At 72.8% G+C, this 25,091-nt stretch carries 23 protein-coding genes and 1 pseudogene; 20 read left to right on the top strand and 4 right to left on the bottom strand.

The window, feature by feature from the left end:
* Positions 1 to 22 precede the first annotated feature (22 nt).
* Genes ABZ836_RS24315 through ABZ836_RS24325 form a run of 3 tightly spaced genes read left to right on the top strand, consistent with a single transcriptional unit; the run spans position 23 to position 2,618 of the window.
* A complete protein-coding gene (locus tag ABZ836_RS24315) occupies positions 23 to 982 on the top strand; it encodes a dihydrodipicolinate synthase family protein (RefSeq protein ID WP_361145374.1) in 960 nt (319 codons plus the stop codon).
* Positions 979 to 1,926: an ROK family protein gene (locus tag ABZ836_RS24320; protein WP_361145377.1), complete on the top strand. Its 948-nt coding sequence runs from the start codon at positions 979 to 981 to the stop codon at positions 1,924 to 1,926. The genes ABZ836_RS24315 and ABZ836_RS24320 overlap by 4 nt, the downstream gene beginning before the upstream one ends.
* Complete coding sequence (locus ABZ836_RS24325; protein ID WP_356133497.1) at positions 1,923 to 2,618, top strand: putative N-acetylmannosamine-6-phosphate 2-epimerase; 696 nt, start codon at positions 1,923 to 1,925, stop codon at positions 2,616 to 2,618. The genes ABZ836_RS24320 and ABZ836_RS24325 overlap by 4 nt, the downstream gene beginning before the upstream one ends.
* A 101-nt stretch (positions 2,619 to 2,719) precedes the next feature.
* On the opposite strand, the gene ABZ836_RS24330 is transcribed toward ABZ836_RS24325, so the two are convergent.
* On the bottom strand, positions 2,720 to 3,277 hold the full coding sequence (locus ABZ836_RS24330; protein ID WP_361145380.1) for a TerB family tellurite resistance protein: 558 nt from the start codon (positions 3,275 to 3,277) through the stop codon (positions 2,720 to 2,722).
* A gap of 457 nt (positions 3,278 to 3,734) precedes the next feature.
* Between ABZ836_RS24330 and ABZ836_RS24335 the strand changes: the two genes are divergently transcribed.
* The 3 genes from ABZ836_RS24335 (at position 3,735) to ABZ836_RS24345 (ending at position 8,512) form a co-directional block, all read left to right on the top strand.
* Complete coding sequence (locus ABZ836_RS24335) at positions 3,735 to 3,893, top strand: class II lantibiotic LanA (RefSeq protein ID WP_356133501.1); 159 nt, start codon at positions 3,735 to 3,737, stop codon at positions 3,891 to 3,893.
* 87 nt (positions 3,894 to 3,980) lie between these two features.
* Positions 3,981 to 7,133, top strand: a complete 3,153-nt coding sequence (locus tag ABZ836_RS24340; RefSeq protein ID WP_361145383.1) for a lantibiotic dehydratase — start codon at positions 3,981 to 3,983, stop codon at positions 7,131 to 7,133.
* Positions 7,130 to 8,512, top strand: coding sequence for a lanthionine synthetase C family protein (locus ABZ836_RS24345; protein ID WP_356133505.1), 1,383 nt, complete (start codon positions 7,130 to 7,132; stop codon positions 8,510 to 8,512). Before ABZ836_RS24340 ends, ABZ836_RS24345 begins: the two co-directional genes overlap by 4 nt.
* 36 nt (positions 8,513 to 8,548) lie before the next feature.
* Here the strand turns inward: ABZ836_RS24345 and ABZ836_RS24350 are convergent, their stop codons facing one another.
* A complete protein-coding gene (locus ABZ836_RS24350; protein ID WP_356133507.1) occupies positions 8,549 to 9,193 on the bottom strand; it encodes an SDR family NAD(P)-dependent oxidoreductase in 645 nt (214 codons plus the stop codon).
* A gap of 245 nt (positions 9,194 to 9,438) precedes the next feature.
* Between ABZ836_RS24350 and ABZ836_RS24355 the strand changes: the two genes are divergently transcribed.
* Both ABZ836_RS24355 and ABZ836_RS24360 read left to right on the top strand, forming a co-directional pair.
* Positions 9,439 to 11,244, top strand: a complete 1,806-nt coding sequence (locus ABZ836_RS24355) for a glycoside hydrolase family 18 protein (protein WP_361145387.1) — start codon at positions 9,439 to 9,441, stop codon at positions 11,242 to 11,244.
* Between the two features lie 112 nt (positions 11,245 to 11,356).
* Positions 11,357 to 11,941 (top strand): annotated as a pseudogene (locus ABZ836_RS24360) (helix-turn-helix domain-containing protein); the annotation flags it as partial.
* 124 nt (positions 11,942 to 12,065) lie between these two features.
* On the opposite strand, the gene ABZ836_RS24365 reads toward ABZ836_RS24360, so the two are convergent.
* Complete coding sequence (locus tag ABZ836_RS24365; RefSeq protein WP_356133514.1) at positions 12,066 to 13,103, bottom strand: SMP-30/gluconolactonase/LRE family protein; 1,038 nt, start codon at positions 13,101 to 13,103, stop codon at positions 12,066 to 12,068.
* A gap of 189 nt (positions 13,104 to 13,292) precedes the next feature.
* Between ABZ836_RS24365 and ABZ836_RS24370 the strand changes: the two genes are divergently transcribed.
* The 5 genes from ABZ836_RS24370 (at position 13,293) to ABZ836_RS24390 (ending at position 19,094) form a co-directional block, all read left to right on the top strand.
* On the top strand, positions 13,293 to 15,080 hold the full coding sequence (locus ABZ836_RS24370; RefSeq protein ID WP_361145390.1) for an NAD(P)/FAD-dependent oxidoreductase: 1,788 nt from the start codon (positions 13,293 to 13,295) through the stop codon (positions 15,078 to 15,080).
* Positions 15,081 to 15,421: 341 nt separating this feature from the next.
* Positions 15,422 to 16,357 (top strand): ABC transporter ATP-binding protein, encoded by a 936-nt coding sequence (locus ABZ836_RS24375; protein WP_356133518.1) that lies wholly within the window; start codon positions 15,422 to 15,424, stop codon positions 16,355 to 16,357.
* On the top strand, positions 16,357 to 17,121 hold the full coding sequence (locus tag ABZ836_RS24380) for an ABC transporter permease (RefSeq protein ID WP_356133520.1): 765 nt from the start codon (positions 16,357 to 16,359) through the stop codon (positions 17,119 to 17,121). Before ABZ836_RS24375 ends, ABZ836_RS24380 begins: the two co-directional genes overlap by 1 nt.
* Before the next feature lie 6 nt (positions 17,122 to 17,127).
* Positions 17,128 to 18,477, top strand: coding sequence for a sensor histidine kinase (locus tag ABZ836_RS24385; RefSeq protein ID WP_361145394.1), 1,350 nt, complete (start codon positions 17,128 to 17,130; stop codon positions 18,475 to 18,477).
* Positions 18,474 to 19,094, top strand: a complete 621-nt coding sequence (locus tag ABZ836_RS24390; RefSeq protein WP_361145397.1) for a response regulator transcription factor — start codon at positions 18,474 to 18,476, stop codon at positions 19,092 to 19,094. Before ABZ836_RS24385 ends, ABZ836_RS24390 begins: the two co-directional genes overlap by 4 nt.
* On the opposite strand, the gene ABZ836_RS24395 is transcribed toward ABZ836_RS24390, so the two are convergent.
* Positions 19,087 to 19,716, bottom strand: coding sequence for a TetR/AcrR family transcriptional regulator (locus ABZ836_RS24395; RefSeq protein ID WP_356133526.1), 630 nt, complete (start codon positions 19,714 to 19,716; stop codon positions 19,087 to 19,089). The two genes, ABZ836_RS24390 and ABZ836_RS24395, sit on opposite strands and share 8 nt — an antisense overlap.
* A gap of 135 nt (positions 19,717 to 19,851) precedes the next feature.
* On the opposite strand from ABZ836_RS24395, the gene ABZ836_RS24400 reads away from it, so the two are divergent.
* From ABZ836_RS24400 to ABZ836_RS24430, 7 genes are all read left to right on the top strand, one after another.
* Complete coding sequence (locus tag ABZ836_RS24400) at positions 19,852 to 20,673, top strand: SDR family NAD(P)-dependent oxidoreductase (protein ID WP_361145400.1); 822 nt, start codon at positions 19,852 to 19,854, stop codon at positions 20,671 to 20,673.
* Between the two features lie 454 nt (positions 20,674 to 21,127).
* A complete protein-coding gene (locus ABZ836_RS24405) occupies positions 21,128 to 21,346 on the top strand; it encodes a hypothetical protein (protein WP_361145403.1) in 219 nt (72 codons plus the stop codon).
* A 100-nt stretch (positions 21,347 to 21,446) separates the two neighbouring features.
* Positions 21,447 to 22,433: a sporulation protein gene (locus ABZ836_RS24410; protein WP_361145406.1), complete on the top strand. Its 987-nt coding sequence runs from the start codon at positions 21,447 to 21,449 to the stop codon at positions 22,431 to 22,433.
* A gap of 39 nt (positions 22,434 to 22,472) precedes the next feature.
* Positions 22,473 to 22,928, top strand: coding sequence for a TerB family tellurite resistance protein (locus ABZ836_RS24415; RefSeq protein ID WP_361145409.1), 456 nt, complete (start codon positions 22,473 to 22,475; stop codon positions 22,926 to 22,928).
* A gap of 87 nt (positions 22,929 to 23,015) precedes the next feature.
* Positions 23,016 to 23,279, top strand: a complete 264-nt coding sequence (locus tag ABZ836_RS24420) for a GlsB/YeaQ/YmgE family stress response membrane protein (RefSeq protein ID WP_361145429.1) — start codon at positions 23,016 to 23,018, stop codon at positions 23,277 to 23,279.
* Positions 23,280 to 23,776: 497 nt separating this feature from the next.
* Complete coding sequence (locus ABZ836_RS24425; protein WP_356133563.1) at positions 23,777 to 24,391, top strand: Imm21 family immunity protein; 615 nt, start codon at positions 23,777 to 23,779, stop codon at positions 24,389 to 24,391.
* Between the two features lie 91 nt (positions 24,392 to 24,482).
* A complete protein-coding gene (locus ABZ836_RS24430; RefSeq protein WP_361145412.1) occupies positions 24,483 to 25,022 on the top strand; it encodes a LysR family transcriptional regulator substrate-binding protein in 540 nt (179 codons plus the stop codon).
* The last annotated feature ends 69 nt before the right edge of the window (positions 25,023 to 25,091 follow it).

The following is a 25,091-nucleotide window of genomic DNA, read 5'->3' on the forward strand; positions in this document are numbered from 1 at the left end:
CCGCACAGCACCAGGAGACAGCATGTCCACGTCCCAGCCACTGCGCGGCGTCGTGCCGCCCGTCTGCACCCCCCTGGACGGGTCGGGCGAGGTCGACACCGCGTCGCTCGCGCGCCTCGTCGAGCACCTCGTCGCGGGGGGCGTGCACGGGCTCTTCGCCCTGGGATCCAGCAGCGAGGTCGCGTTCCTCACCGACCGGCAGCGGGCGGTGGCCCTGAGGACCGTCGTCGAGGCCGCCGCGGGACGGGTCCCGGTGCTCGCCGGCGTCATCGACATGACCACCCCCCGGGTGCTGGTCCACGCCGAGGCAGCCCGCGAGGCGGGCGCCGACGCCTTGGTGACGACCGCACCCTTCTACGCCCGCACCCACCCCCGCGAGATCGCGCTCCACTTCCGCACCGTCCGTGAACGGGCCGGACTGCCGCTCTACGCCTACGACCTGCCGGTCTCCGTGCACAGCAAGCTCTCCACCGCCCTGGTGCGCGAGCTCGCCGAGGACGGCACCCTGGCCGGTCTCAAGGACAGCAGCGGCGACGAGGGAGGACTGCGCCGCCTGATCGTCGCACTCGGCGGACGCGACGGCCGGGCCGACGGACCCGCCCCCTCCTTCAGCATCCTCACCGGATCCGAACTGACCGTCGACGCCGCGCTGCTGGCCGGCGCCGACGGGGTGGTGCCCGGCCTGGGCAACGTGGACCCGGCCGGCTACGTCCGCCTCTACGACGCCGTGCGCCGCGGCGACCTGGACCGCGCGGTCCACGAGCAGGAGCGGCTGATCCAGCTGTTCGGCCTGGTGGACGCGGGCCCCGAGAGCGAGATGGGCCGCAACTCGTCGGCCATCGGAGCCTTCAAGCACGCGCTGCGGCTGCTCGGGGTGTTCACGCACGGCACCACCGCGGGCTCACAGATCCAGTTGGACGAGGTCTGCGTCGCCCACGTCGTACGGCACCTGCGCGACGCCGCGCTCCTGCCGGCCCGATGACCGGGCACGACACCCGGGCGCCGGTCATCGGCCTCGACCTGGGCGGCACGAAGATCGCCGCCGCCCTGGTCGGCGCCGACGGCGCCGTACTGGCCCGGCACACCCGGCCCACTCCCGCGGCCGGCGGGTCCCAGGCGGTGCTGGACGCCCTGGCCGAGGCGGCACACGCAGTCCGGGCGCCGCATGCCGGCGCGGTGGGCGTCGCCGCCGCCGGGGTGATCGATCCCGTGACCGGGACGGTCACCAGCGCCACCGACACGATTCGCGGCTGGGCCGGCACCGCGCTCGCCGCGGGCCTGGCCGACCGCACCGGTCTGCCGGTGGCCTGCGACAACGACGTCCGGGCGGCGGCGCTCACCGAACTGGCCGACCTGGGCGAGGACGGCACCCTGATCTACGCGGCCGTCGGCACCGGGGTGGGCGGCGCCTTCGCGGCCGGCGGACGGATGCTGCGGGGCGTCGGCGGAGTCGCCGGCCACCTCGGGCACCTGCCCAGCCCCGAGGCGGACGGGCTGCCGTGCACCTGCGGCGCCACCGGTCACCTGGAAGCGATCGCCGCCGGGCCCGCCATCACCGCCCACTACGCACGGCTGGGCGGAGAACCCGCCGACCGCCTGCAGGCCGTCGCGGCACGAGCCGCCCTCGGCGACCCGCACGCCGTCGCCGCCATCACCCTCGGCGCCCGCGCGACCGGCCGTGTCCTGGGCGGTCTCGCCAACGCACTGGGCCCGCACCGGGTCGTCGTCGCCGGCGGCGTGCCGAGCATCGGCGCCCTGTACCAGGACGCCCTGCGCGACGCCTTCGCCACCGAACTCATGGCCCCGCTCCGCGCGCTGCGCCCCACGCCGCCGCGCGGCGGCGCCGACGCCGCGGTCCTGGGCGCCGCCGCGCTGACCCGCACCCTGCCACTGCACCACCCCCACACCACCGGAGCCCCCCGATGACCCCGACACCCCCGTACCCGGAACAGCACCCGCTCGACGCCCTGGCAGGACGGCTGATCGTGTCCTGCCAGGCGCCGCCCGGCGACCCGATGCGTCACACCGGCACCCTCGTGCGGATGGCCATGGCGGCCGAGGCGGGCGGCGCGGCGGCCGTGCGCGTCAACGAGCCCGAGGTCGTCGCCGCCACGGCCGCGGCGGTCGGCCTGCCGGTGATCGGGCTGTGGAAGGACGGCGACACGGGCGTCTACATCACGCCGAGCGTGCGCCACGCGCTCGCCCTCGTGGACGCGGGAGCAGCCGTGGTCGCGGCCGACGCGACCGCCCGGCCGCGTCCCGACGGCAGCACCTTCGCCCAACTCGTCGCCGCGGTGCACGCGGCCGGAGCCCGGGTCATGGCCGACGTCTCCACCCTCGCGGAGGGACGGGACGCGGCCGCGCAGGGCGCCGACCTCGTCTCCACGACCCTGTCCGGCTACGCGCCGGGCTCCCCACGGCAGACGGCCCCCGACCTCGCGCTCGTCGCGGACCTCGCCGCGGCGATCGACGTACCGGTGGTGGCCGAGGGCCGCATCGCCACCCCGGCCCAGGCCGCCGAGGCGCTGGCCGCCGGCGCGGCGAGCGTGGTCGTCGGCACCGCCATCACCGCCCCGACCGCCCTGACCCGCCTCTTCGCGGAGGCCCTCCCCCGGTGACGGGGGCCGACGGGGGCACACCCGTCGAGCTGCGCGACCGGTGGCGCACCTCGGTGATCCGGCACCGGGTCCGGCGCCCCGGCCGGCAGGCCGCCCTGGGATCAGAGCTGGAACTCGGCCGGGGACAGCCCCAGCGCCGCGCAGGCCTCGCGCAGGACCTGCGCCTCGGCCTGGGAGAAGTGGCCGTCCGCACCGGCGACGACCATGCCGGTCTGGATGACCGCACGGGCCTCCGTGGGCTTCTTCGCGGTCTTGGCGATCTCCTGCAGCGCCTCCGCCTTGCCGTGCTGGAAGTTCATCGTCAACTGGTCCACGTGCTTGCCGAAGCGCTGGCGCAGCTGCTCCGGCGGGAAGTTCTGCAGCACGTCGTTGCTCAGGATCATCGACTCGACCTGCTGGCGCTCGGCCGGGTCCACATGCCCGTCGGCCGCCGCGACCAGGGCGCACACGGCCATGCTCGCGTCCCGGTAGGCGCCGCTCTTCAGCTCGGTCTTCAGCGAACCGAGCTGCGTCTTGAACAGACCGATCAGTTGCGCCTTGCCGCCCCCGCCGGAACTCGTCCCACCGCCGTGCCCTCCGTGTCCGCCGGTCGGACCACGCCCCGCCTGACCCTGCTGCAGAGCCTTGGCCTGGTCCTTGAGCCGGTCCCACACTGCCATCGCTGTCACCTCGGTATTCGTCAGGGGTGCACCCGCTCATGCAGGCACACCCTTCCAACGCCCCGCCTCGGGCAATGGTTCCGGCGACCCACCACCGCGGGGCCGGGCCAGGCCCCGGACCGCCGGCACGGTCTCCGGCGGCAGGACAGCCGGAACGGGTCCGTCCGGGCGCGTCCCCCGCGACCGCGGCGCTTCGCCCGTGACCGGATCGCGCCCCTGACGCCGACGGCCGCCGAGCCGCCCCACCGAGCCCGGAGACCCGTTGATCACTGGGCGAGCGGCACCGCAGAAACGCCTGTCAGGGGGCGTCCGGGGGACATACCTTTCAGTCAACTTGCCGTCACGCTGATGATGTTCGACTCCACGCCTGCATATGCTCCCGTCTGGTTCCGACAGGGGCCACAACGTTTCGCCGGTGTCCGACGGGCACCGGCGCATCACTGACGGGAGGAGTCTGATGAGCACCAACCTTCTGCTGGAAGACACCACCGAGCTGACCGACCTGGATCTGGACATCCAGATCTCCGAGACCACGAGCGAGGGCCCCGAGTTCGCCCGGGGCGGCGCCACCTCGCCGAGCACCTACGGATCGCCCTGTCAGCTCTGCTGCTGGTGACCGTTCGGTGACAACCGCGTGGGGCGGGGCGATCGCCCCGCCCCACGCGGCGTGAGGAAACCCGGATCGAAGGGGGAGCCGCAAGACGTGCGGGACGACCACTACACGGCCCAGGACTCTCTGTTCGTACGCGTCACAGCCCTGCCACGCACCGGTCCGGGCGGCGGCGCCGACCGCAGCCCCCTCGGCGCGTCGGCCCAGCAGATTCGCGAGGCCGCCGCCGACCCGCTCCTGCGCGAGGCGCTGAACGTGGCCAGCGGCAGTCTCGCCGCCTCCCTCGACAAGCTCGACGCGGGCGCCGACCTCGGCGCGAAACGCCTGCGCCGCACGGCACTCGCCCTCTCCCGCTACGCACTGCGGGCCGGGACCAGGCCGACCCCCTTCGGACTCTTCGCCGGCGTCGCACCCGCCCGCGTCGCGGCCGCCACCAAGGTGAACGTCATGGGCCCCGGCAGCAGGACGGTGCGCCTCGACGCCGCCTGGCTGACCGACCGTGTCACCGCCTGGCTCGAACGGCCCGAGATCCGGCACGGAGTCGACGTCGTGCTCAACGACCTCTGCCGCGAGCGCGGCGACCGGCTCGTCGTCACCGGCAAGGGCAAGGAGACCTCCGTCCGCGCCACACCCCTGGTCGCCTGGGTGCGCGCCCGCACCGAACGCCCCGTCCGCTACGCCGAACTCCTGGAGCAGGCCCGCACCGGCTTCCCCCGCCTCACCTCCGCGCAGGTCGACACCGTCCTCTCCCAACTCGTCCGCGCGCGCGTCCTGTTGACCTCCATCACCCCCCAGGACCTCGACGAGGCGCTCTACGACCGCCTGGCCTCCGCGCTCTCCCCGGTACCCGAGGCGCGGACCGAACTCGAGAACATCCGCGCGGCGCTCGACGCCTACGCCGCGACGAGCCCCGGACAGGGACACGCGGCCTGGCGCGACCTGATGCGGCTGACCGACCCCCGGGGCACCGCCACCAGGCCGCCCGTCCACGTCGACCTGCGCATGCGGGCCGACGTCCACCTCCCGCGCGCGGTCACCGACGAGGCCGCCCGCTACGCCTCCGCCATGTGGGAGATCTCCGGCACCTGGCAGACGCACGCCCACATGCGCACGTACCGGAACCGGTTCCTGGAGGCGTACGGCACCACCGGCGTCGTCCCCCTGGGCCGCCTCGTCGACCCGCACCGAGGCATCGGCCTCCCGCCCGGGTACGGCCGGAGCGCCGAGCACACCGGCGACGGGCCCGCGCCGGGCCAGGAGGCCGACCCGCTGCCCAAGGAACGCCGCGCCCTCACCTACGACCTGGTGCAGGAGGCCCTGGCGAGCGGCGAGGACGAGGTGCGCCTCGACCCGCGCGTCATCGACCTGCTGGCCACCGCCGGCCGCACGGGCGAGACCCCCGACCCCCCGCCGAGGTCGCTGGAACTCTGCTTCCACCTGCTGGCCGAGAGCGAACAGGCCGTCGACCGGGGAGAGTTCCGGCTGCTGTCCCCGCCGTACCTCGGCTCCTGGACCGCCGGGGCGACCGCCGGACGTTTCGCCGGACTGCTCGGCATGGAGGGCGAACTGACGTCGCTCCTCGCCGGCCTCGGCGACGAACGGACGGTACCGGCCCAGGTGGTGTACCGGCCGCACACCGTGCGCGGGCTCAACATGGCCCAGGTGCCGCGCCTGCTGCCGCACCGGATCCCGGTCGGCGTGTACGCCGACCGGTCGGAGCCGGGCACGCTGGACTGGCGCGACCTCCTCGTCACCCCGGGCCCCTTCGGGCTGCGGCTGGTGCTGCCGGACGACGGACGTGACGTCCTGCCCGTCGTGCCGCACATGCTGGCCCTGGACCGGGAGGCCCCGCCGGTCGCCCGGCTCCTGGTGGAACTCGCCCACGGCAGGGCCCGGACCTGGAGGGGCTGGAACTGGTGCGGGCTGGAGGGACTGCCCTACCTTCCCCGCGTCACCTACGGACGGGTCACGCTCTCCCCGCGCCGCTGGATACCCGACCGGCACCTGCGGGAGGCGATGGAGCATCCCTCCGGCTGGGACGAGGCCGTCACGGCATGGCGGGAACGCTACCGCGTGCCCGACGAGGTGAACCTCGCCAGGTGGGACCGCATGTACCGGGTGGACCTCACCGACCCCTGGCACCGGGAGGTGTTCCGGCAGGAGGCCCGCGGCGGCGGTTCCCTGGCCGTCCTGGAGGACCTCACCGACGGCGGACGCCGCCTCGGCTGGTCCGCCGGGCACAGCGCCGAAGTCGTCGTCCCCCTCACCCGGTCCGCCCCCGCGGAACGGCACGAGGACGGGAGCCGCCCGCGGCCGGGCACCCGCACGCCCGCCCCGCGGCCCACGGATCACAGCGCCCGGCACCTCCCGGGGGAGGACTGGCTCTACGCCAAGTTCTCCGCGGACGAGGACACCCAGGACGAACTGCTGCAGGCGGCCGTCCCCGCCCTCGTCCGCGAGACGGGAACCCACCTGCGCCACTGGCACTTCCTCCGCTACCGCGACCCCGAACCCCACGTCCGGCTCCGCCTGCACGGTGACGCCGAGGAACTGCGCGCCCTGGTCCTGCCCCGGCTCGCCGAGCTGAGCCGCGCCTGGGAGGAGGCGGGACTGATCCGCGGCATGGTGCTCGACACCTACCGCCCGGAGACCGACCGCTACGGCGGACCCGACGCCCTCCCCCACGCGGAGCGGATGTTCTGCCTGGACAGCCGGTCCGCGCTGGCCCAGCTCCGGATGCGGACGCGGGGCGCCCTGACCCTGCCCGCCCCCGTCCTGGCGGCCGTCAACCACGCGCTGCTGCTGGAGTCCCTGGGCGACTGGGACTGGACGGCCTGGATCGGCGAGGTCCTGCCCAAGGGGCCCGCCCACGCCGCCTTCCGGAAGTACGAGGAACGGGCCACCGCCCTGATCGTGCCCGGCCGCACCGCCCGGAGCGCGGCGCCCGCACTGGGCGAGGCCCTCACCGCCGCCTGGACCACCACGCCGGAGACCCGGGCCTACGGCGCGCTGCTGCTGTCCGACCGGGGCCGGGCACCGGGCAGCGAGCAGCACGCCGAAGCCGTCCTCTCGCTGCTGCACATGCAGCACAACCGCCTGCTCGGCATCGACCGCGCCGGCGAGGACACCGGCTACGCCGTCCTGCGGGGCGTGGCCCGCGCCCACCAGGGCCGTCTCGCCCACGCCCAGGCCGACGCCCAGGCGCAGGACCCGGCCCAGGACCCGGCCGAGGAGGAGTCCCGATGAGCAACACCGAGCCCATGACCGCCCCGACCCCGGCCCCGGCCACCCCGACCCCCGCCGTTCCGACCCCGGCCACCCCGCGCCACGCCGAACGCGCCCGGGAGGTCGCCGCGCAGGTCTTCGACCGGCTCGCCGACCCGGACTCCGTCCCCGCCGACACCCGCATCCCGGGCGACGCCGGGCACATCGTCCTGCGCGAGCCCCTCTGGCAGGACCTGGCCCTGGCCAGCGGCTATCCGGGAGTGTCCCTGGCCTTCACCGGCCGCGTCGCCCCCGGCCCCGAGGACCTGGCCCGCGGACACGCCTACCTCCTGCGCGCCATGCGGGCCACCGCCGCCTCGGCCCACCCGCCCCAGGGCATCTACACAGGGCCCGGCGCCGTCGCCGTCGCCGTCCTGCTCGCCCACCGCGCCACCGGCGGCTACCGCTCGGCCCTCGACCGCCTCGACGACCACCAGCGCCGCCTCGTCCGCAACTCGCTGCCCGACGTACGTGACACCCCCCTCCCCACCAACGGCGCGTTCGAAGTGGTCCGCGGCATGAGCGGCATCGGCCGCTACCTGCTGGCCCGCCGGGAGCAGTGCGAGCCGGAACTGCGGCTCGTCCTCACCTACCTGTCCCGCATGGCACACGGCGACATCACCCACCGGGAGCATCGCGTGCCCCGCTGGTGGACCTGGGCGGCGCCCAAGCTGGGGCAGGAGGTCGAGATGCCGGACGGGCACCTGAACCTCGGCCTGTCGCACGGCGTGGCGGGCCCCCTCGCCCTGCTCTCCCTGGCCTGGCAGCAGGGCGTGACCGTCGACGGCCAGCGCGAGGCCGTCGAGCGCCTGGTCGCCCTCCTGGAGGAGTGGGCGTTCGACTCCGGGGACGGACCGCTCTGGCCCACCCACCTCACCCTCGACCTCTGGGCGGCGGGACCGTCGGGCAGGCCGCCCCTCAGCCGCCCGTCGTGGTGCTACGGAGCCCCCGGCGTCTCCCGCGCGGTCCAGCTCGCCGGCCTCGCCCTCGACCGGCCCGAGTGGCTGGACCTGGCCCACCGCTCGCTGCTCCCGTTCCTGACCACCGACCCGGACACCTGGCGCGTGGACAACCCGACGGTGTGCCACGGGTGGGCCGGCCTGATGCACCTCTTCGCCGTCCTGAACGAGCCCATCGGCGACCCCCGCCTCACCGACCTCGTCGACGACATGGCAGCCCGCACTCTCGGCCACTTCGACCCCGCCCACCGCTTCGGCTTCCGTTCCCCCCTCACAGCCGCCCCCCAGGGCACCGACGTCCCCGCCTTCCTCGAAGGTGCCACCGGCACCGCCCTGGCCCTCGACGCCTACGCCCACCACCGCACCACCACCCCCTGGGACATGCCCCTCCTCCTGGCCTGACCCGAGCCCCGCCGATCCCGCCCCGGACCGCGCCGCTCAGTGGAGGACTTCACGCTCCCACTGCCCGCGCGGCTGGGTGTGCAGACGCCAGTAGTGCTCGGCGATGTCGTCGGGGTCGAACGCCGTGCCGGGCGCGACCGCCCCGGCGACGGTGACCGTGGCGACGTGCACACCGGACGGCCCGTACTCGGCGTCGAGCAGCTCGACCAGCGCCCGCACCCCGGCCTTGCCCAGCGACAGACTCACGTACTGCGGTTTCATCTCGGGCATCCCGCCGGTGACGACGAACGTCCCCTGCCCGCGCCGGGCCATCGCGGGCAGGGTGTGCGCGGCGGCGGTGAGGGCGCCGAGGACGTTGACCGCGTAGGTCTCCAGGTGGTCGCGCGGCGGGAGCTCGCCCACCGTGTCGGGCCGGATGACGGCGGCGTTGTAGACCACGACGTCGGGCTCGCCCAGTTCGGCCGTGGCGGTGTCGAGGGCCGCTCGCAGGGCGTCCTCGTCGGCGGCATCGGCGACGAGGGGCAGAGCCCGCACGCCGAGCGCACCGACGGAATCCGCCCCGGCTGTCGCCGTCCGCCTGGTCCGCGCGACCAGAGCTACCGGCAGCCCTTCCCCGGCGAACCTCCGCGCCACCGCCTGTCCGATCCCCGGTCCGGCCCCGATGACGAACACTCCAGCCATGACCCACCCCAATCCCTCGGAAAACCATGCCGTCAGGGCCAACTCCCCCCGCCGGCCGTGTCTTCCCCGCCGGTGGCCACCCCGCCCTCGAGATCCTCACCCGCGGCACGCCCGTCGGGCTCGGCGGAACCCTGACGGCCGGGAACACCGAGTCCCGTACGGAGGACCAGAGGTCTTGACCACTCGATTGGTCTGGACCATGCTGTGGCGCGCTCCACTCCGATCCCTCACCCCCGGAGGCAGTCGTGGACCGCACCAGACCCCTCACCCTGCTGCTGGTGGGCGCGCTCGCCGCCGGCGGGCTCGCCGCCCTCACCCCGGCCGCCCAGGCCGCCGACTCCGAACTCGCCCGCAACGGCGGCTTCGAGGCCGGCCTGGACGGCTGGAACTGCACGGCGGGCAGCGCCGCCGCCGTCACCGCCCCCGTGCGCAGCGGCACCAAGGCGCTGCAGGCCACACCGGCCGGCAGCGACAACGCCAAGTGCTCCCAGACCGTCACCGTGAAGCCGAACGCGAGCTACACGCTGAGCGGCTGGGTCCGCGGCAGCTACGTGTACCTCGGCGTCACCGGCGCCGGCACCACCGACGGCTACACCTGGACCCAGTCCGCCCCCGACTGGCAGAAGCTCACCAAGACCTTCACCACCGGCGCGAACACCACCTCCGTCACGATCTACACCCACGGCTGGTACGGCACCCCCGCCTACCAGGCCGACGACCTCTCCCTCCTCGGACCCGGCGGCGACCCGGTCCAGATCCCCGCCGCCCCGACGGGCCTCACCGCCGGCACCCCGACCGCCACCTCGGTGCCGCTCAACTGGCCCGCCGTCGCGGGAGCCACCTCCTACAAGGTCTACCGGGGCGGAAGCCTCCTCGGCACCGCGACCGGCACCTCGTACACCGCCACCGGTCTCAGCCCGAGCACCGCGTACTCCTTCCAGGTCTCGGCGGCCAACAGCGCCGGCGAGTCCGCGAAGTCCCCGGCCGTCACCGTCACCACGGCCTCCGGAGGCGGCGGCGGGGGAGGCGGCGAACTGCCCGCCCGCGCCCTCGTCGGCTACCTCCACGCCAGCTTCGCCAACGGCTCCGGCTACACCCGCATGGCCGACGTACCCGACTCCTGGGACGTCATCAACCTCGCCTTCGGCGAGCCCACCTCGGTGACCTCCGGCGACATCCGCTTCAGCCTCTGCCCGGCCGCCGAGTGCCCCGGCGTCGAGTCACCCGCCGAGTTCAAGGCCGCCATCAAGGCCAAGCAGGCCGCCGGCAAGAAGGTCCTCATCTCCATCGGCGGCCAGAACGGGCAGGTCCAGCTCGCCACCCCGGCCGCCCGCGACACCTTCGTCTCCTCCGTCTCGAAGATCATCGACGAGTACGGGCTCGACGGCCTCGACATCGACTTCGAAGGCCACTCGCTCTCGCTCCAGACCGGCGACACCGACTTCCGCAACCCCACCAGCCCGGTCGTCGTCAACCTCATCCAGGCGGTCAAGACCCTCAAGGCCAAGTACGGCGACAAGTTCGTCCTCACGATGGCCCCGGAGACCTTCTTCGTCCAGCTCGGCTACCAGTACTACGGCTCCGGCCCCTGGGGCGGCCAGGACCCGCGCGCCGGCGCCTACCTGCCGGTCATCCACGCGCTGCGCGACGACCTCACCCTGCTCCACGTCCAGGACTACAACTCCGGCCCCATCATGGGCCTCGACAACCAGTACCACTCGATGGGCAGCGCCGACTTCCACATCGCCATGACCGACATGCTGCTCACCGGCTTCCCGGTCGCCGGCAACACCGAGCGCTTCTTCCCCGGCCTCCGCCCCGACCAGGTGGCCATCGGTCTCCCCGCCTCCACCCAGGCGGGCAACGGCCACACCACCCCCGCCGAGGTGAACAAGGCCCTGGACTGCCTCACCCGGAAGCAGAACTGCGGCTCCTACCAGACCCACGGCACCTGGTCGTCCCTGCGCGGCCTGATGACCTGGTCGATCAACTGGGACCGCTTCAACAACTGGGAGTTCAGCCGCAACTTCGACGCCTACAAGTGGAACTGACACCCCGCCCCGCGAGCATGACGCCCCCGCCCCGCGAGGTGACGGCCCACCCCGTCACCTCGCGGCACGGCGGGCCGGAACGGCACACACCGGGCCCGTATATCCTCCGGGCGTGACCAAGCGACCTGCGCCCCCCGAGCGGCGGCCCGCTAACGACGGGCCCAGGGCAGCCGCCCGCAACCGGGCCGCCCTCGTCGCCGCCGCGCGGGAGATCTACGCGGAGTCCGGACTGTGCACCCCGCTCTCCGCGATCGCACGCCGGGCCGGGGTCGGGCAGGGCGTCCTCTACCGGCACTTCCCCGACCGCGCCGCGCTGGCGCTCGCCGTGCTGGAGGAGAACGTCCGGCAGATCGAGCGGGCGGCGGAGACCGACGGCGCGGACCTGGCCGGGGTCCTCGGCGTCCTGACCTGGCACCAGAGCGGGTCGACCGCCTTCCTGGCGGTCCTGCACGGCGGCGACGTCGACGGTCACGCCGGCACGCCGGCCTACGCCCGGGAACTGTCCCGGCGGGTCGAGCGTGCCCTGCGCGGACACCTGCCGGCCGGCCACCGGCTCGCCGCGGACACCGAGGACCTGATGCTCGCCGTCGGTATGGTCTCCGGCGCCGTGACCGGCCCCACCCGCGAGCAGCGCGAGCGCCGCGCGCTCGCCGCCTGGCGGCTGCTGGGCGTCGAGGTGGGACCGGTCCGGCCGTTCGAGACGGACGGGGACACCTTCCCCACCGCCACCGCCACCGCCACCGCCACCGCCACCGTCGACGCCGACGCCACCGCCGACGCCGACACCCCCGGCCCCGAGGCCTGAGAAGCGAGCCGCCACCTCAGCCGCCGTTCGACTGCCGCACCCCCTCCGCCAGCGCCTCGAACCGGAACAGGTACCCCCCGGACGGCCCGCTGACGGTCATGTACGCCTCGGTCCCGCCCGGGGTGATGGCCACGTTGGTCGCCGATTCCAGCCCCGCCGCGGCACGGGCCGGCACCTCCACCGTCGCGAGCCGCTCGCCGAACCGGTCGTGGACGGCCATCGCGGGCCGCCCGTGCAGCCCCTGGTAGAGGTTGCCGGCCGCGTCCACGGCGATCGAGTCGGTCTGCGCGAGCCCGCCGTCGACCCGGACGGCGGTGTGCCGTGACGCCACCTCGCCCTCGGCGTCCAGCAGCAGGTAGGAGATCCGGTTCTCCGTCAGTTCGCTGAACCACAGACCACGGTGGTCCGCGTCGAAGGAGATCCCGTTCGGGGCCGCCAGCCCGTCCGCCAGGACGGTGGCACCACCGCCCTCCCGGTCGATCCGCACCACGCGGCCCTTCGCCTCGCCCTCCGGCAGGCCCCGCGAGTCGCTGACGTACAGGTTGCCCTGCCGGTCGAAGGCGAGGTCGTCGGGGTTCATCGGCGCCCCGTCCACCTCGCCGGAGAAGAAGACCCGCCGGTCGCCGCCGCCCGGGGCCAGGCTGACGATCTCGCCGTGGGAGAAGTCGGTCAGATACAGCCGCCCGTCGTACGGGCTGAACTGGGCCGAGGTGTAGGCCCCCCGGTCGTCGGTGTGGAACGGCCGCCAGGTCTTCCGGCCCAGGTCCACCCGCAGTACCTTCGGCTCGCCGGGCGGCGCCGTGACGTCGACGACGATCAGCCTGCCGTCGTCGTCGAAGACCGGGCCCTCCAACAGGGTCATGCCGGTCTCCTCGTGCGGCTGGGTCAGCCGCATGACCTGCTGGGCGCGGATCGTCGTCCGGTCCGGCCCGGAGGCGGCGGCCGGAGCGCGGTCCTCGGTGGCCGCGCCGGAGGACTGCGTGCCGCACCCGGTGAGCGCCAGGAGGCCGAGCACGGCGAGGCCGGCGAGCGGCCGGACGGGGGGTCGTCGCATGTCTGTCCCTCTTCCTGTCGGTGGGGGATGCGTCCGTGGGGGACGCGTGTGCGGGGACACACTGACCGGACAGTGCTGTCCGGTAGTTGCTACGGTAGTGCATGGCCGCTCAAGTCCGGTGACCCGTAAGCCGGTTGACGGACGGTGCGGCCTCACGACCGTGACAGCGAAGGAATGAGGTCCCCCCACATGGCCCAGGACGGAGCGGTGTCCGCCGAGACGCTCGCCGAACTCAGGGAGCGCTACCGGATCGAACGCGAGCGGCGTGTCCGCCCCGACGGCCCCCGCCAGTACCTCGGCGCCGACGCCGAGTTCGGCTACTACGCGGCCGACCCCTACGCGGGAGAGCCCGCCGAGCGCGAGCCACTGGCGGACCGGGTGGACGTGGCGGTCGTCGGCGGCGGCTTCGGCGGCATCCTCGCCGGGGCCCGGCTGCGCGGGCAGGGCGTCGGACGCGTGCGGATCGTCGAGAAGGGCGGCGACTTCGGCGGCACCTGGTACTGGAACCGGTACCCGGGCATCCACTGCGACATCGAGTCGCACGTGTACCTGCCGCTGCTCGAGGAGACCGGGTACGTGCCGGAGTGGAAGTACGCGCCCGGCGAGGAGATCCGCCTCCACGCGCGGAGGATCGCGGAGCAGTTCGACCTCTACGCCGACGCCCTGTTCTCCACCTCGGTGACCTCCCTGAGCTGGGACGACTCCGACCGGACGTGGATCGTCGACACCGACCGCGGCGACCGCTTCCGCGCCACCTACGTCATCACGGCCACCGGCACCCTGTCCGAGCTGAAACTCCCCGGCATCCCCGGCATCGAGACCTTCCGGGGCCACACCTTCCACACCTCGCGCTGGGACTACGGCTACACCGGCGGCAGCCCCGACGGCGGGCTCACCGGCCTTGCGGACAAGCGGGTCGGCATCGTGGGCACCGGCGCCACCGGCATCCAGGTCGTGCCGAAGGTGGCGGAGGACGCCGGGCACGTCTACGTCTTCCAGCGCACCCCCTCCACCGTCGACGTACGCGCCAACCGCCGCACCACCGCCGCGGACGTCGGCGCGGACCGCCCCGGCTGGGCGCGCGAGCGCCGCGACAACTTCCTGCGGATCGTCTCCGGCGAGGCGGCCGAGCAGGACCTCGTGGCCGACCGCTGGACCTCCTCCGCGGGGCTGCTGGAGAAACTCCTGCCCAGCTTCCGCCGCCAGGGCGACCGGACCGCCTTCGAGGCGGCCTACGAGACCGCCGACGCCGCCAAGATGAACGAACTGCGCGCCCGCGTCGAGCGGGTGGTCACCGACCCGGAGACGGCGGAGAAGCTCAAACCCTGGTACCGGTACGCCTGCAAGCGCCCCACCTTCTCCGACCAGTACCTGGAGGCGTTCAACCGGGACAACGTCACCCTGGTCGACACCGCCGACACCCACGGCATCGAGCGGATGACCGAGAACGCGGTCGTGGTCGGCGGCACGGAGTACGAACTCGACTGCCTGATCTTCGCCACCGGGTTCTCCGTCGGCGTCTCCGGCATCCTCTCCGGCCGGCTCCCCGTGCACGGCCGCGGCGGCGTCCAACTGCTGCACGCCTGGGCCCGGCAAGGGCCGCGCACCCTGCACGGCTTCACCACCAACGGCTTCCCGAACCTCATCCAGCTCGGCGGCATGCAGAGCGCCAACAGCGTCAACTACACGCACATACTGGACGAACACGCCGTCCACGCCGCCGCGCTCGTCGCCGCGGCGGAGAGCCGGGGCGCGCTGATCGAGCCCACCCGCGAGGCGGAGGACGCCTGGGTCGCGGCCCTGGCCGAGGGCGCGCCCGACCACGAGTGGTTCCACGCGGAGTGCACGCCCGGGTACTACAACCGCGAGGGCGTGGGACGCCCGAACGGCCCCGGCGCCTACCCGCACGGCGCCGTCGCCTTCCACGAACTGCTCCGGCGGTGGCGGGAGGAGTCGCTGCACAAGGTCCTGAACTGAACGCCGGCACCACGGCGACCTCGGCGCAGCCGGCGACGAGACGGCGTAGCTCGCCCTCGGCCGGTGCGTCACCACCGAGCTCGCAGGTGACCCGATGCGGCTCACCCGTCGTGCGCAACGGCCCGGCGAGGGCGTCGAACCCGCAGGCGTACTCGTCGGGCTCGTCGGGCACCTTTCCTCGGCCTCGGTGGCCGCCTGACCCGGGAGGACGTACACGGAGTGGTCGCACCCGGCTGCCACGGCCCCGCCGCACATCAACCGAACGGTGGATGCGCGCATCAACCGGAGCCCGCACGCCACGGTCGATGTGGTGGGCAGCCGGGCATCCCAGACTGCGGAGCATGACCGCACTGGAAGTACGGAACCTGCGCAAACGCTACGGGCGGCACATGGCCGTCGACGACCTCTCCTTCAGCGTCGAGGAGGGCGAGATCTTCGGCATCATCGGGCCCAACGGCGCCGGCAAGACGACCACCGTCGAGACCGTCGCCGGCCTGCGAACCCCCGACTCGGGCTCGGTCTCCGTGCTGGGACTCGACCCGGTCAGGGACCGGGCGGAGGTGCGTGAACGACTCGGCGTGCAACTGCAGGAGAGCAGCCTCCCCGACGCCATCGAGGTCGCCGAAGCCCTCGAGCTGTACGGCTCCTTCTACCGGAACCCCGCGGACCGGCGTGAGCTCATGGAGCGCCTCGGCCTCACCGCGAAGAGCGGCACCCGGTACAAGTCCCTCTCGGGCGGGCAGAAACAACGGCTGTCGATCGCGCTCGCCCTGGTCGGCAATCCGAGAGTCGCGATCCTGGACGAGCTCACCACGGGCCTGGACCCGCAGGCGCGCCGCGACACCTGGAGCCTCATCGAGCAGGTCCGCGACGCGGGCGTCACGATCCTCCTCGTCACGCACTTCATGGACGAGGCGGAGCGCCTCAGCGACCGGATCGCCGTCATCGACAAGGGCCGGCTCGCCGCCGTGGACACGCCCGCAGGACTGATCGCCCGCTCCGGCGCGCTGCAGCAGGTCCGGTTCCGCGTGAGCCGACCGCTGGACGAGAGCGTCCTGACCGGGCTCCCCGACGTGACCGGCGTCCAGGTCACCGAGGGCCGCTGGCTGGTCACCGGCACGGGACAGCTTCTGAGCAGTGTCGCAGCCGCTCTCGCCAGGGCGCGGGTCGTCGCGGAGGACCTCCGCGTCGACCGGCGCAGCCTCGACGACGCGTTCGTGGCCCTCACGGGACAGGCCCCCGAGGTCCAGGGACCCACCGGGCGGAGGGGCGAGTGATGCGTGCCCTCCTCCCCATGGTCAAGGCCGAGACGCGGCTCTTCCTGCGCGACTCCACCACCGTGGTCCTCGGCGTGCTGTTCCCGACGGGGCTCCTGCTCGGACTCGGCTCCGTCCCGGCGCTCAGGGAGCCGTCGCCGGACAACGGCGGTCTCCGGGACATCGACATCTGGGCGCCCACGGCGCTGGTGTTCGGGATGGTGATGATCGCGGTGCAGCACATCCCGGCGGTGATCACGACCTGTCGTGAGCGCGGCATCCTGCGCAGGCTGTCGACGACGCCCGCGCACCCTGCGAGCGTCCTCCTCGCGCAGATGATCGTCGCGTTCACCTCCGTGGTCGTCTCCGCGGTGCTCATGCTCGTCCTCGCCCGCGTGGTGCTGGACATCGCCCCGCCCGAGCGGCCCCTGCGGTTCGTCGTCGCCTTCCTCGCCGGCTACGCGGCCCTGCTCGGGCTCGGCATGATCTCCGCGGCCGTGGCCCGCACGAGCAGTGCCGCCAACCAGATCGGAACCTTCCTGTTCGTCGCGCTGATGTTCTTCGGCGGAGCCTTCCTGCCGCGCGTCCTCATGCCCGACGTGCTGCGCGAGGTCGGCGAGTTCGTCCCTCCCGGGCTGCAGGCTCTCACCGCGGCATGGTCCCCCGAAGCGGGCGCGATCACCGCCACCGCCGGTGCGCAGCCCTTCTGGCTGCAGATCGCCGTCATGGCGGGGGTCGCGGTGACCGCCGGCACGATCGCCGCTAAGCTCTTCCGCTGGGAGTAGATGCCGATGACGCGGGACGCCCGGGCCGGTGAGCGCCCGAGTCTTGGGACACGTGGATCCGCCGTCGTCGAGGAGGCGGAGACCGCGCACCGCTCCCGCCTGGCCTGGAAGGAGGAACAGCTCCGGGTCTGGGACCTTCTGCAGTTGACCACGCCGTGGCTGCTGCTGACCGTCTCGACGGCGATCTACTTCTCGTGGGTGCTGCCCCACTCCGGCGCGCGCTTCTGGCCCGAGGCCGCACCCGTCCTCGGCCTGGTCGTCGTCGCGGTGCTGTGGGTGTCGCTCGGCCACACCCTGCCCCTCACGAGGAGGACGCTCCGGCCGGTTCCGGCGGGCGTCTTCTTCGTCGGGCTGCTGGCGCTGTGCGTCGCCCTCATGACGTACTCCGACATCTTCCTGGTCTTCACCGTCGCGGGCTTCTTCCACGCCTACCTGCTCAGGCCGTGGCCGCTCGGCGTGCTCGCGGTCCTGGCCACCTCCGTCGCCCTCAACGGCTCGGCGATGAGCGTGTGGACCCGCCCGACACCGGACGTGCTCGCCGAGTTCACCCTCATCGTCGCCGTGCAGACCGCGGCGATCGGGGTCGGCATCCTGCTCACGGCACGCAGCGAACCGGAGGAACGCAGGCGGGAGGCGCTCGTCGAGCGACTCGAGGCGGCACTGCACGAGAACGCCGGACTCCACGCCCAACTGGTGGCGCAGGCCCGTGAATCCGGGGCGCAGGACGAGCGGCAACGACTGGCCGGTGAAATCCACGACACCCTCGCCCAGGGCCTCGCCGGCATCATCACCCAACTCCAGGCCGCGCAGCGTTCCGCCCACGTGCGGGGCGAGACCGACGAGCACGTCACGCGGGCACTGCGGCTCGCCCGCAGCAGTCTGACCGAGGCCAGACGGTCCGTGCAGGCGCTCGCCCCGCGGGAACTCGGGCGGGCCCATCTCCCCGACGCGCTGCGCACGCTGACCGAGCGGTGGTCCGAGGACGAGGGCGTCCGCGCCCAGGTGGAGGTCACCGGCAGCCGGGAGCCGCTGAGCCCGGTGATCGAGGTGTCGCTCTTCCGGGTCGCGCAGGAGGCGCTGACCAACGTGGCGAAGCACGCGAAGGCCTCACGCGTCGGTGTCACGCTGTCGTACACGGGCTGCGAGGTGCTCTTGGACGTGCGCGACGACGGACGCGGCTTCGCGGAAGGGGCCGGCACCGGCTTCGGCCTGACGAGCATGCGCCAGCGCATCAGAGGCGTCGGTGGCCAGGTGGAGGTGCAGAGCGCACCGGGGGAAGGCACTTCGGTCAGCGCGCGTGTTCCGGCGATCGCCCTCGGGGGGACCGCGGAGAAGAAGGGGAAGGCCGACCGATGATTCGACTGGTCGTCGTCGACGACCACCCGATCGTGAGAGGCGGTCTCCGCGACACCTTCGCGCACGCCGAGGACATCGTCGTGGTCGGTGAGGCCGGGGACGGAGCCGAGGGCGTCGAACGTGCGGAGACGCTGGCAGCCGACGTCGTGCTCATGGACCTCCGGATGCCTCGGATGGACGGCGTAGCCGCGACCGCGGCCCTGAGCGAACGGGTCCCGGCTGCGCGGGTCCTGATCCTCACCACCTTCGACAGCGAGAGCGACGTGCTGCCGGCCATCGAGGCCGGTGCGATCGGTTACCTGCTGAAGGACGCCCTGCCCGACGACCTGATGCGGGCCGTCCGGGCAGCGGCGCGGGGGGAGTCGGTGCTCGCACCGTCGGTGACCCAGCACCTCATGGGGCAGGTCCGCAGGCCCGGGGCCGGCACACTGACCGATCGGGAGAAACAGGTGCTGCAACTGGTCGCGAACGGCAACTCGAACCGGGAGGCCGCCGCGGCCCTGTTCATCGGCGAGGCGAGCATCAAGACGCACCTGCAGCACATCTACGACAAACTCGGCGTCCGTGACCGAGCCTCCGCGGTGGCCGAGGGCTACCGCCGCCGCCTGCTCACCTGACGCCCCCAGCCCCGTGCACGGCCGCGGGGGCGAACGCTCGGAGGGCCGCCTCGACGAGTGCGTCCGCGTACGCGGCGGTGAGGGGGGCGCTGCGGTGCAGCCACCGCTGGAAGAGGGGGGCGTAGAGCACTTCGAGGACCAGGTCCAGGTCGGCGTCGGCGTCCAGTTGGCCCGCCTCCTGGGCGCTGCGCAGGCGCGCCTTCTTGGCTTCGTCCAGGGGCAGGGCCAGCTTCTCGTGGTACTCGGCCGCTAGCGCCGCGTCGTTGGCGATCTCGGTGTTGAGCGCGCGGATGAGCCGGTCGAAGGCCGGATCGGCGAACTCCTGCGCGGTGGCGCGCAGGACGTGCTTGAGATCCGTCTCCAGGTCACCGGTGTCCGGCAGCGCGACCGACTGCCCGTCGGCGTTCTCGCTCAGGGCCAGCAGAGCGGCGAACACCACCGCGCTCTTCGAGGGCCACCGCCGGTAGATCGTCTGCTTGCCCACGCCGGCACGCGCGGCGATGGCCTCGACCGTGACCTTCTCGTACGGCTCCTCCGCGATCAGTTCACGGGTCGCCGTGAGGATCGCCTGCCGTGACCGTTCCTTGCGCCGGGAGTGGTCCGGCCCCTTCTCCATGGACATGGGTGCAGCCTAGCCCGAAAACAAAACGAGACGGCCCGTATTGCAGAACCCCCCGACCTCCCCCTACTCTGAACCCACCCAAACGAAACGAGACGACTCGTCTCCTTTTTGATCCTCCTCTGAAGGTGGGACCCCGTGACCGATCCGCAAGTCTGGCTCATCACCGGCGCCTCCCGAGGCCTGGGCAGGGCCTTCGCCGAGGCCGCCCTGGAGGCCGGCCACCGTGTGGTGGGCACCGCCCGCAACGTCGAACCCCTGGAGGAACTCGCCCGGAAGTACCCCGACCGGCTGCTCCCGCTCCCGATGGACGTCGCCGACCGGCGGTGCGTGTTCGACGGCGTCGAGCGGGCGGCCGCCGCGTTCGGCAGGCTCGACGTCGTCGTCAACAACGCCGGCGGAATGCTCTACGGCATGGTGGAGGAGGCCACGGAGGAACAGATCCGCGCGCACCTCGACGTCAACTTCTTCGGCGCCGTATGGGTGTCCCAGGCGACCCTGCCCCACCTGCGCGCCCAGGGCGGCGGACGGCTCCTCCAGGTCACCTCGATGGGCAGCGGCGGCGGCATGGCGACCGTCGGCTTCTACGGCGCGGGCAAGGCCGCGCTGGACTCGGTCGGCGAGGCCCTCGCCATGGAGGTCGAGCGCTTCGGCGTCAAGGTCACCAACGTACAGATGGGCGGCTACAACACCGGCCTGTTCACCACCGGCACCACCGCCACCGAACCCCTGCCGCAGTACCAGGCCCTGCGCACCGAGATGAAGGAGATGTGGGGCGACACCGCGGGCCCGGAGCCGGAGACCGCCGCCCCCGTCATCCTGCGCCTGGCCGCGCTCCCGGACCCGCCCCGCCGACTGATCGTCGGCGGCCAGTCCTTCGACCACGTCCTGGAGATGGACCGGGCCCGAGAGGAGCTCTACCGCTCCTGGGGACACCTCAGCCGCCTCGCCCCCGGCTGACCCCCGACGTGATCCCAGTCGTCCGGTTCCTCGACGACTGCGGGGACGACGTGGTCGACCCCGACTCCACGGTGGACGAGTCCGGCGAGAACAGGCGCCAGCGGGCCCGTGTCAGTCATCCGGGCACTCGGTGCGGCGCCGACTCACCGCGCGGTGCGGGGCGGTGAGCAGCGGTCAGGGCCGCCGCCAGGATCCCGAAGACGTCCCCGGCACGTCGGCGCAGCCCTATACTTCTACAGTCGTGTAGAAATACGCGAAGGGGTGGCGGGGTTCTTCCCGGCCATCCGCAGACGCGTGCCTGCAGCGAGGGGACGGTGGTGAGTGGTGAGAGGTCGGCACCCTCGCTCACACCTGCGCCGGCACGACGTCGACGCCGCCGCCTTCGGGCGGCGCCGGCGCGGCCCCAGGGCCGCGTCTCCACCGGTTTCACACGCTATTGGCCTGGGAGGGCAACGTGGCTTCGATCGATCTGGACAAGGTGCTGGACAAGGCGTGGGCGGAGAAGGGTCTGACCGAGATCCTCGCCGCTCCCGTCTCGGCGCTGAAGGGGGTCTCCGACCGCGACGGCGAACTGCTGAAGGATGCCTTCGGGATCACCACCGTCGCCGAGCTCGCCGAGCTGAAGTACGTCCGCTGGGCCCAGGCGCTGGCCGCACTGGACACGGCGAAGTAGTCCCCCCTCCGGCCGCGCGGCGCCGCAGGGCCTCTCACGGCGGGAAACCCCGCGGCGCTGCGTTCCCGCAGACCTCGTACACGAAGGAGTGAACGCCGCGATGGTGTTCAAGAAGTTGCTCGGCGCGCTCGGCATGGGCGGCCCCACCGTGGACACGGTTCTCGACCCCGGCGCGGTCCGGCCCGGCGGCCCCCTGACGGGGCAAGTGCGCCTCGAGGGCGGCAGCGCCGACTTCGACATCGAGCAGATCACCCTGGAACTGGTGGCCCGGGTGGAGGCCGAGCACGACGGCGCGGAGACCGAGGGCGTGGCGGCTTTCGGCCGGTTCACCGTCGCCGGCGGCTTCCGCCTGGCGGCGGGTGAGCAGCGCAGTGTGCCGTTCACGGTGGCGCTGCCGTGGGAGACGCCGATCACGGAGCTGTACGGGCAGGACCTGGGCATCGTGCTCGGGGTGCGCACGGAGCTGGTGGTGGCCGGCGCGAAGGACAAGGGCGACCTCGACCCGCTCACCGTCGCCCCGCTTCCTGTGCAGGAGGCGGTCCTCGAAGCCCTCGGCCGACTCGGCTTCGGCTTCAAGGCGGCCGACCTGGAGTACGGGCACATCAGCGGCACCGGCCAGCAGCTGCCCTTCTACCAGGAGATCGAACTCACTCCCGCCGCGCAGTACGCGCACGCCATGCGGGAGCTGGAGGTCACCTTCCTGGCCAATCCCGGCGGCATGGAAGTCGTTCTGGAGGCCGACAAGCCCGGCGGGTTCTTCGCCGCCGGGCACGACGTCGTCAACCGCCACGTCGTCAGCCACGACAGCGCCGACCAGCACGACTGGACCGGCGTCGTCGACGCCTGGATCCGCCAGGTGGCCGCGGGCCACGGCCACGGCCACGGCCACGGCCACGGTCACGGTCACGGTCTTGGTCACCACGAGCATCACCACGGCGGTCACCGATCCGGGCCCGGCATGGGCACCGCCGTCGCCGCCGGCGCTGCCGGACTCGCCGTGGGCGTGGCCGGTGGTCTCGTCGCCGCCGAAGTCGTCGACGAGATCGGCGACTTCTTCGAAGGCGATGACGACGGCGACGAAGGCTGACCCACCACCCCATGACACAAGCACGACGAAGGAGCTCCTGTGGCCCTGTGGGACCGCATCCGGGAATCCGCATCAACGATGCAGACCCAGCTGATGGCGAAGAAGAACGACCTCACATCCGGCGCCTTCCGCGACGCCTCCATGGCCATGTGCGCCCTCGTGGCCGCCGCCGACGGCACCATCGACCCGGCTGAGCGCCAGCGCGTGGCACAACTGATCGCCACCAACGAGGTGCTGCGGAACTTCGATGCCGACGACCTGCGCCGGCGCTTCGAGGACAACCTGGCCAAGCTGACGGCCGACTTCGCCTTCGGCAAGGTCAGCGTCCTCCAAGAGATCGCCAAGGCCAGGAAGAAGCCCGCCGAGGCCCGCGCCGTCATCCAGATCGGCATCGTCATCGGCGGCGCGGACGGCGACTTCGACAAGACCGAACAGGCCGTAGTCCGCGAGGCGTGCTTCACCCTCGACCTACCGCCCCACGAATTCGATCTCTAGCCGTACACACCGCGCCGGCCAGGTGCACAGTGCGTGAGCACGAGGCCGGCGGGCATCATCGCAGCGAAGCACTACAAGAGGGACGGTATGGAGATCTCCGGCATCATCACCGCCATCGTCATCGGCACCATCATCGGCGTGCTGGGCCGGCTGGCCCTGCCCGGCCGCCAGCACACCGGCTTCCTGTGGACCGTCGCCGTCGGTATCGCCGCCGCCCTGATCGGCACCGCCATCGCCGCCGGCCTGGGCGTCGCCGACACCGGTGGCATCGACTGGATCGAACTCGCCATCCAGATCGCCCTCGCCGCAGGAGGCGTCGCCGCCGTCGAACGCCTCAAGAGCCGCCACTGACCCGTCCCGCCCCGGTCGCCCGGCATCCTGCCGGGCGACCGGTGACCCACCCGCCCCCATCCACCAGCCGCAGCGGACCGCCGGACGGACATTGCGTCAGCGTCGCTTCCCCGGCGGGGGTCGACTACCTGATACATCACCCCGACCGGCACCGTGCCGAGTTGCTCGCGCGCGACGACGGACACTGGATGGGCCCCGGCCTGTCCTGGCCGGAGCTTGTTGCCGCGGTGAACAACGGCCTGCGCGGCCTCGCCGCAAGACGCCATCGACCGCCTTGCTGCGGCGCTGCGCACCGCCAACGACCGTATCCAGCGAGAACACGCTGCTTCGCTTTACTCCGCATCGCGCCGAGGGAACCATCTGCACTCGTCCGGGGGCCACGGCCCCGAAGGCCGTGTGGTGACGGTGTCAGCGGGCGAGGGCACACTGACTGGATGATCATTTCCTCAGGCACCGCAGACGATGCCTCCAGTGCCTCCCCTGTCTGGGTGGAGTCGATGGGTGGTCCTCTGATCGTTGTCCCCGTCTCCGCAGTGGCCTCCTGGGGCGGCTGTACGGAGAGTGGTCTCATGGCGGGAGATGCCACCGCCCCGGACGACTACGACCGGGCTTGTGCTGTGGACGATCTTGCTGGTGTGATCCCCGTCAACACGAACGGTGCGCAGGCGCTGGTGCTGTCAGTCGAGCCGGCGGCCAGCTGCTACTTGCCTCAGCACCGCGCGTTCCTGCGGTGGCTCGCCGCCGAAACCGAGGCCGGACTGAGCGCTGCGGCGGATGCTGCCCTTGGGGACCCGGCCACGGTGTGGGAGGAGTGCGGCACCTGGGACTCGGACGGTTTGGCGGTGCTCATGGACTCTGCCGAAGCGGGTGCCGACTTGAACGTCGAGTATCCCGACGCCCGGGCTGCCTGCCCGGGCGTCGGTCCCCCTGCCCGCCGGCCGCTGGACGGTCCGCGCCACGCAGACCTGGGTGGGCGAGGAGAACTGCGTCGGCCTGGTCCAGCTCCTGCCTGCCGAGTCCTGACGAACAACACTTCAGGCTCGGGGCGGCAAAGACGTGCGCAACCCGAGCGGGGACCCCGTCGACGGGCTGGGATGAGGCGGTCGAGGTAACCGGCCGGGTGGGGCAGGTGCTGGGCCTGGGTTTTCTGGACTCGGGTGCGGTGGGTGTCGTCCCTGGAGTCATTGCTGAGTTCCGCCGAGTATGGCCGCTGTGGTGGGTGGGGCTGCGACAGTGCGACTGGTCGGACTCGAGTGCCGGCCTGGTCGGAGGTGGGGTGGTTGCGGCAGTGGTGCGTTTGCCGTTTCTGGTCGGGAGGGGTGGTGGGTGGGGGAGTTGTTCGTTGAGGAGCGTGGGGTGCTGTTACCGGCTCGGCATCGGCTGGCGGACAGCGAGACGGTGGAGTTCCGGGAACTCTGGGAGAAGCCGTTCGTTGCTTCCGGAGCTGGGAGGGGAGTCTGGAGGGACGACTGGCTGGCGGTGGAGGAGAGGGACGGCGACCCCATCTGGGTAGGCGCCGTTACCAGTTGTCCCGAGGATCGGCTCGGAGCGGTGGCGGACGGTTGCGTGGCCTTGGTCCCGGTGTCGGCAGCCCGTTTCTATGCCCGCCCGGACGTAGTGTTCCGTCCGGTCCGTGGCCTTTCGCCGAGCCGTGTAGCGTTGGCCCGGCCTCGTGGACGGACGCATGAGGCGGCATTGGATGAGCTGCTGGAGGCCATCGCGCAACGGCTGAGCCGGATTTGACGACGGCCCGACGGCTCGCCCGCGCTGCCCTGCCGCCGGGGCGCTGCTCCGTACGGCGGTGCAGCGTTG

Source organism: Streptomyces sp. NPDC047130, assembly GCF_040643475.1.
In the GTDB taxonomy this organism is placed as follows: Bacteria; Actinomycetota; Actinomycetes; order Streptomycetales; family Streptomycetaceae; genus Streptomyces.

Bases quoted from the DNA above. Each gene is read 5' to 3' on its own strand.
- ABZ836_RS24315 (WP_361145374.1), top strand. From the start codon at position 23: ATGTCCACGTCCCAGCCACTGCGCGGCGTCGTGCCGCCCGTCTGCACC.
- ABZ836_RS24320 (WP_361145377.1), top strand. From the start codon at position 979: ATGACCGGGCACGACACCCGGGCGCCGGTCATCGGCCTCGACCTGGGC.
- ABZ836_RS24325 (WP_356133497.1), top strand. From the start codon at position 1,923: ATGACCCCGACACCCCCGTACCCGGAACAGCACCCGCTCGACGCCCTG.
- ABZ836_RS24330 (WP_361145380.1), bottom strand. From the start codon at position 3,277: ATGGCAGTGTGGGACCGGCTCAAGGACCAGGCCAAGGCTCTGCAGCAG.
- ABZ836_RS24335 (WP_356133501.1), top strand. From the start codon at position 3,735: ATGAGCACCAACCTTCTGCTGGAAGACACCACCGAGCTGACCGACCTG.
- ABZ836_RS24345 (WP_356133505.1), top strand. From the start codon at position 7,130: ATGAGCAACACCGAGCCCATGACCGCCCCGACCCCGGCCCCGGCCACC.
- ABZ836_RS24350 (WP_356133507.1), bottom strand. From the start codon at position 9,193: ATGGCTGGAGTGTTCGTCATCGGGGCCGGACCGGGGATCGGACAGGCG.
- ABZ836_RS24365 (WP_356133514.1), bottom strand. From the start codon at position 13,103: ATGCGACGACCCCCCGTCCGGCCGCTCGCCGGCCTCGCCGTGCTCGGC.
- ABZ836_RS24370 (WP_361145390.1), top strand. From the start codon at position 13,293: ATGGCCCAGGACGGAGCGGTGTCCGCCGAGACGCTCGCCGAACTCAGG.
- ABZ836_RS24375 (WP_356133518.1), top strand. From the start codon at position 15,422: ATGACCGCACTGGAAGTACGGAACCTGCGCAAACGCTACGGGCGGCAC.
- ABZ836_RS24380 (WP_356133520.1), top strand. From the start codon at position 16,357: ATGCGTGCCCTCCTCCCCATGGTCAAGGCCGAGACGCGGCTCTTCCTG.
- ABZ836_RS24385 (WP_361145394.1), top strand. From the start codon at position 17,128: ATGACGCGGGACGCCCGGGCCGGTGAGCGCCCGAGTCTTGGGACACGT.
- ABZ836_RS24390 (WP_361145397.1), top strand. From the start codon at position 18,474: ATGATTCGACTGGTCGTCGTCGACGACCACCCGATCGTGAGAGGCGGT.
- ABZ836_RS24395 (WP_356133526.1), bottom strand. From the start codon at position 19,716: ATGTCCATGGAGAAGGGGCCGGACCACTCCCGGCGCAAGGAACGGTCA.
- ABZ836_RS24410 (WP_361145406.1), top strand. From the start codon at position 21,447: ATGGTGTTCAAGAAGTTGCTCGGCGCGCTCGGCATGGGCGGCCCCACC.
- ABZ836_RS24420 (WP_361145429.1), top strand. From the start codon at position 23,016: ATGGAGATCTCCGGCATCATCACCGCCATCGTCATCGGCACCATCATC.
- ABZ836_RS24425 (WP_356133563.1), top strand. From the start codon at position 23,777: ATGGGTGGTCCTCTGATCGTTGTCCCCGTCTCCGCAGTGGCCTCCTGG.
- ABZ836_RS24430 (WP_361145412.1), top strand. From the start codon at position 24,483: ATGGCCGCTGTGGTGGGTGGGGCTGCGACAGTGCGACTGGTCGGACTC.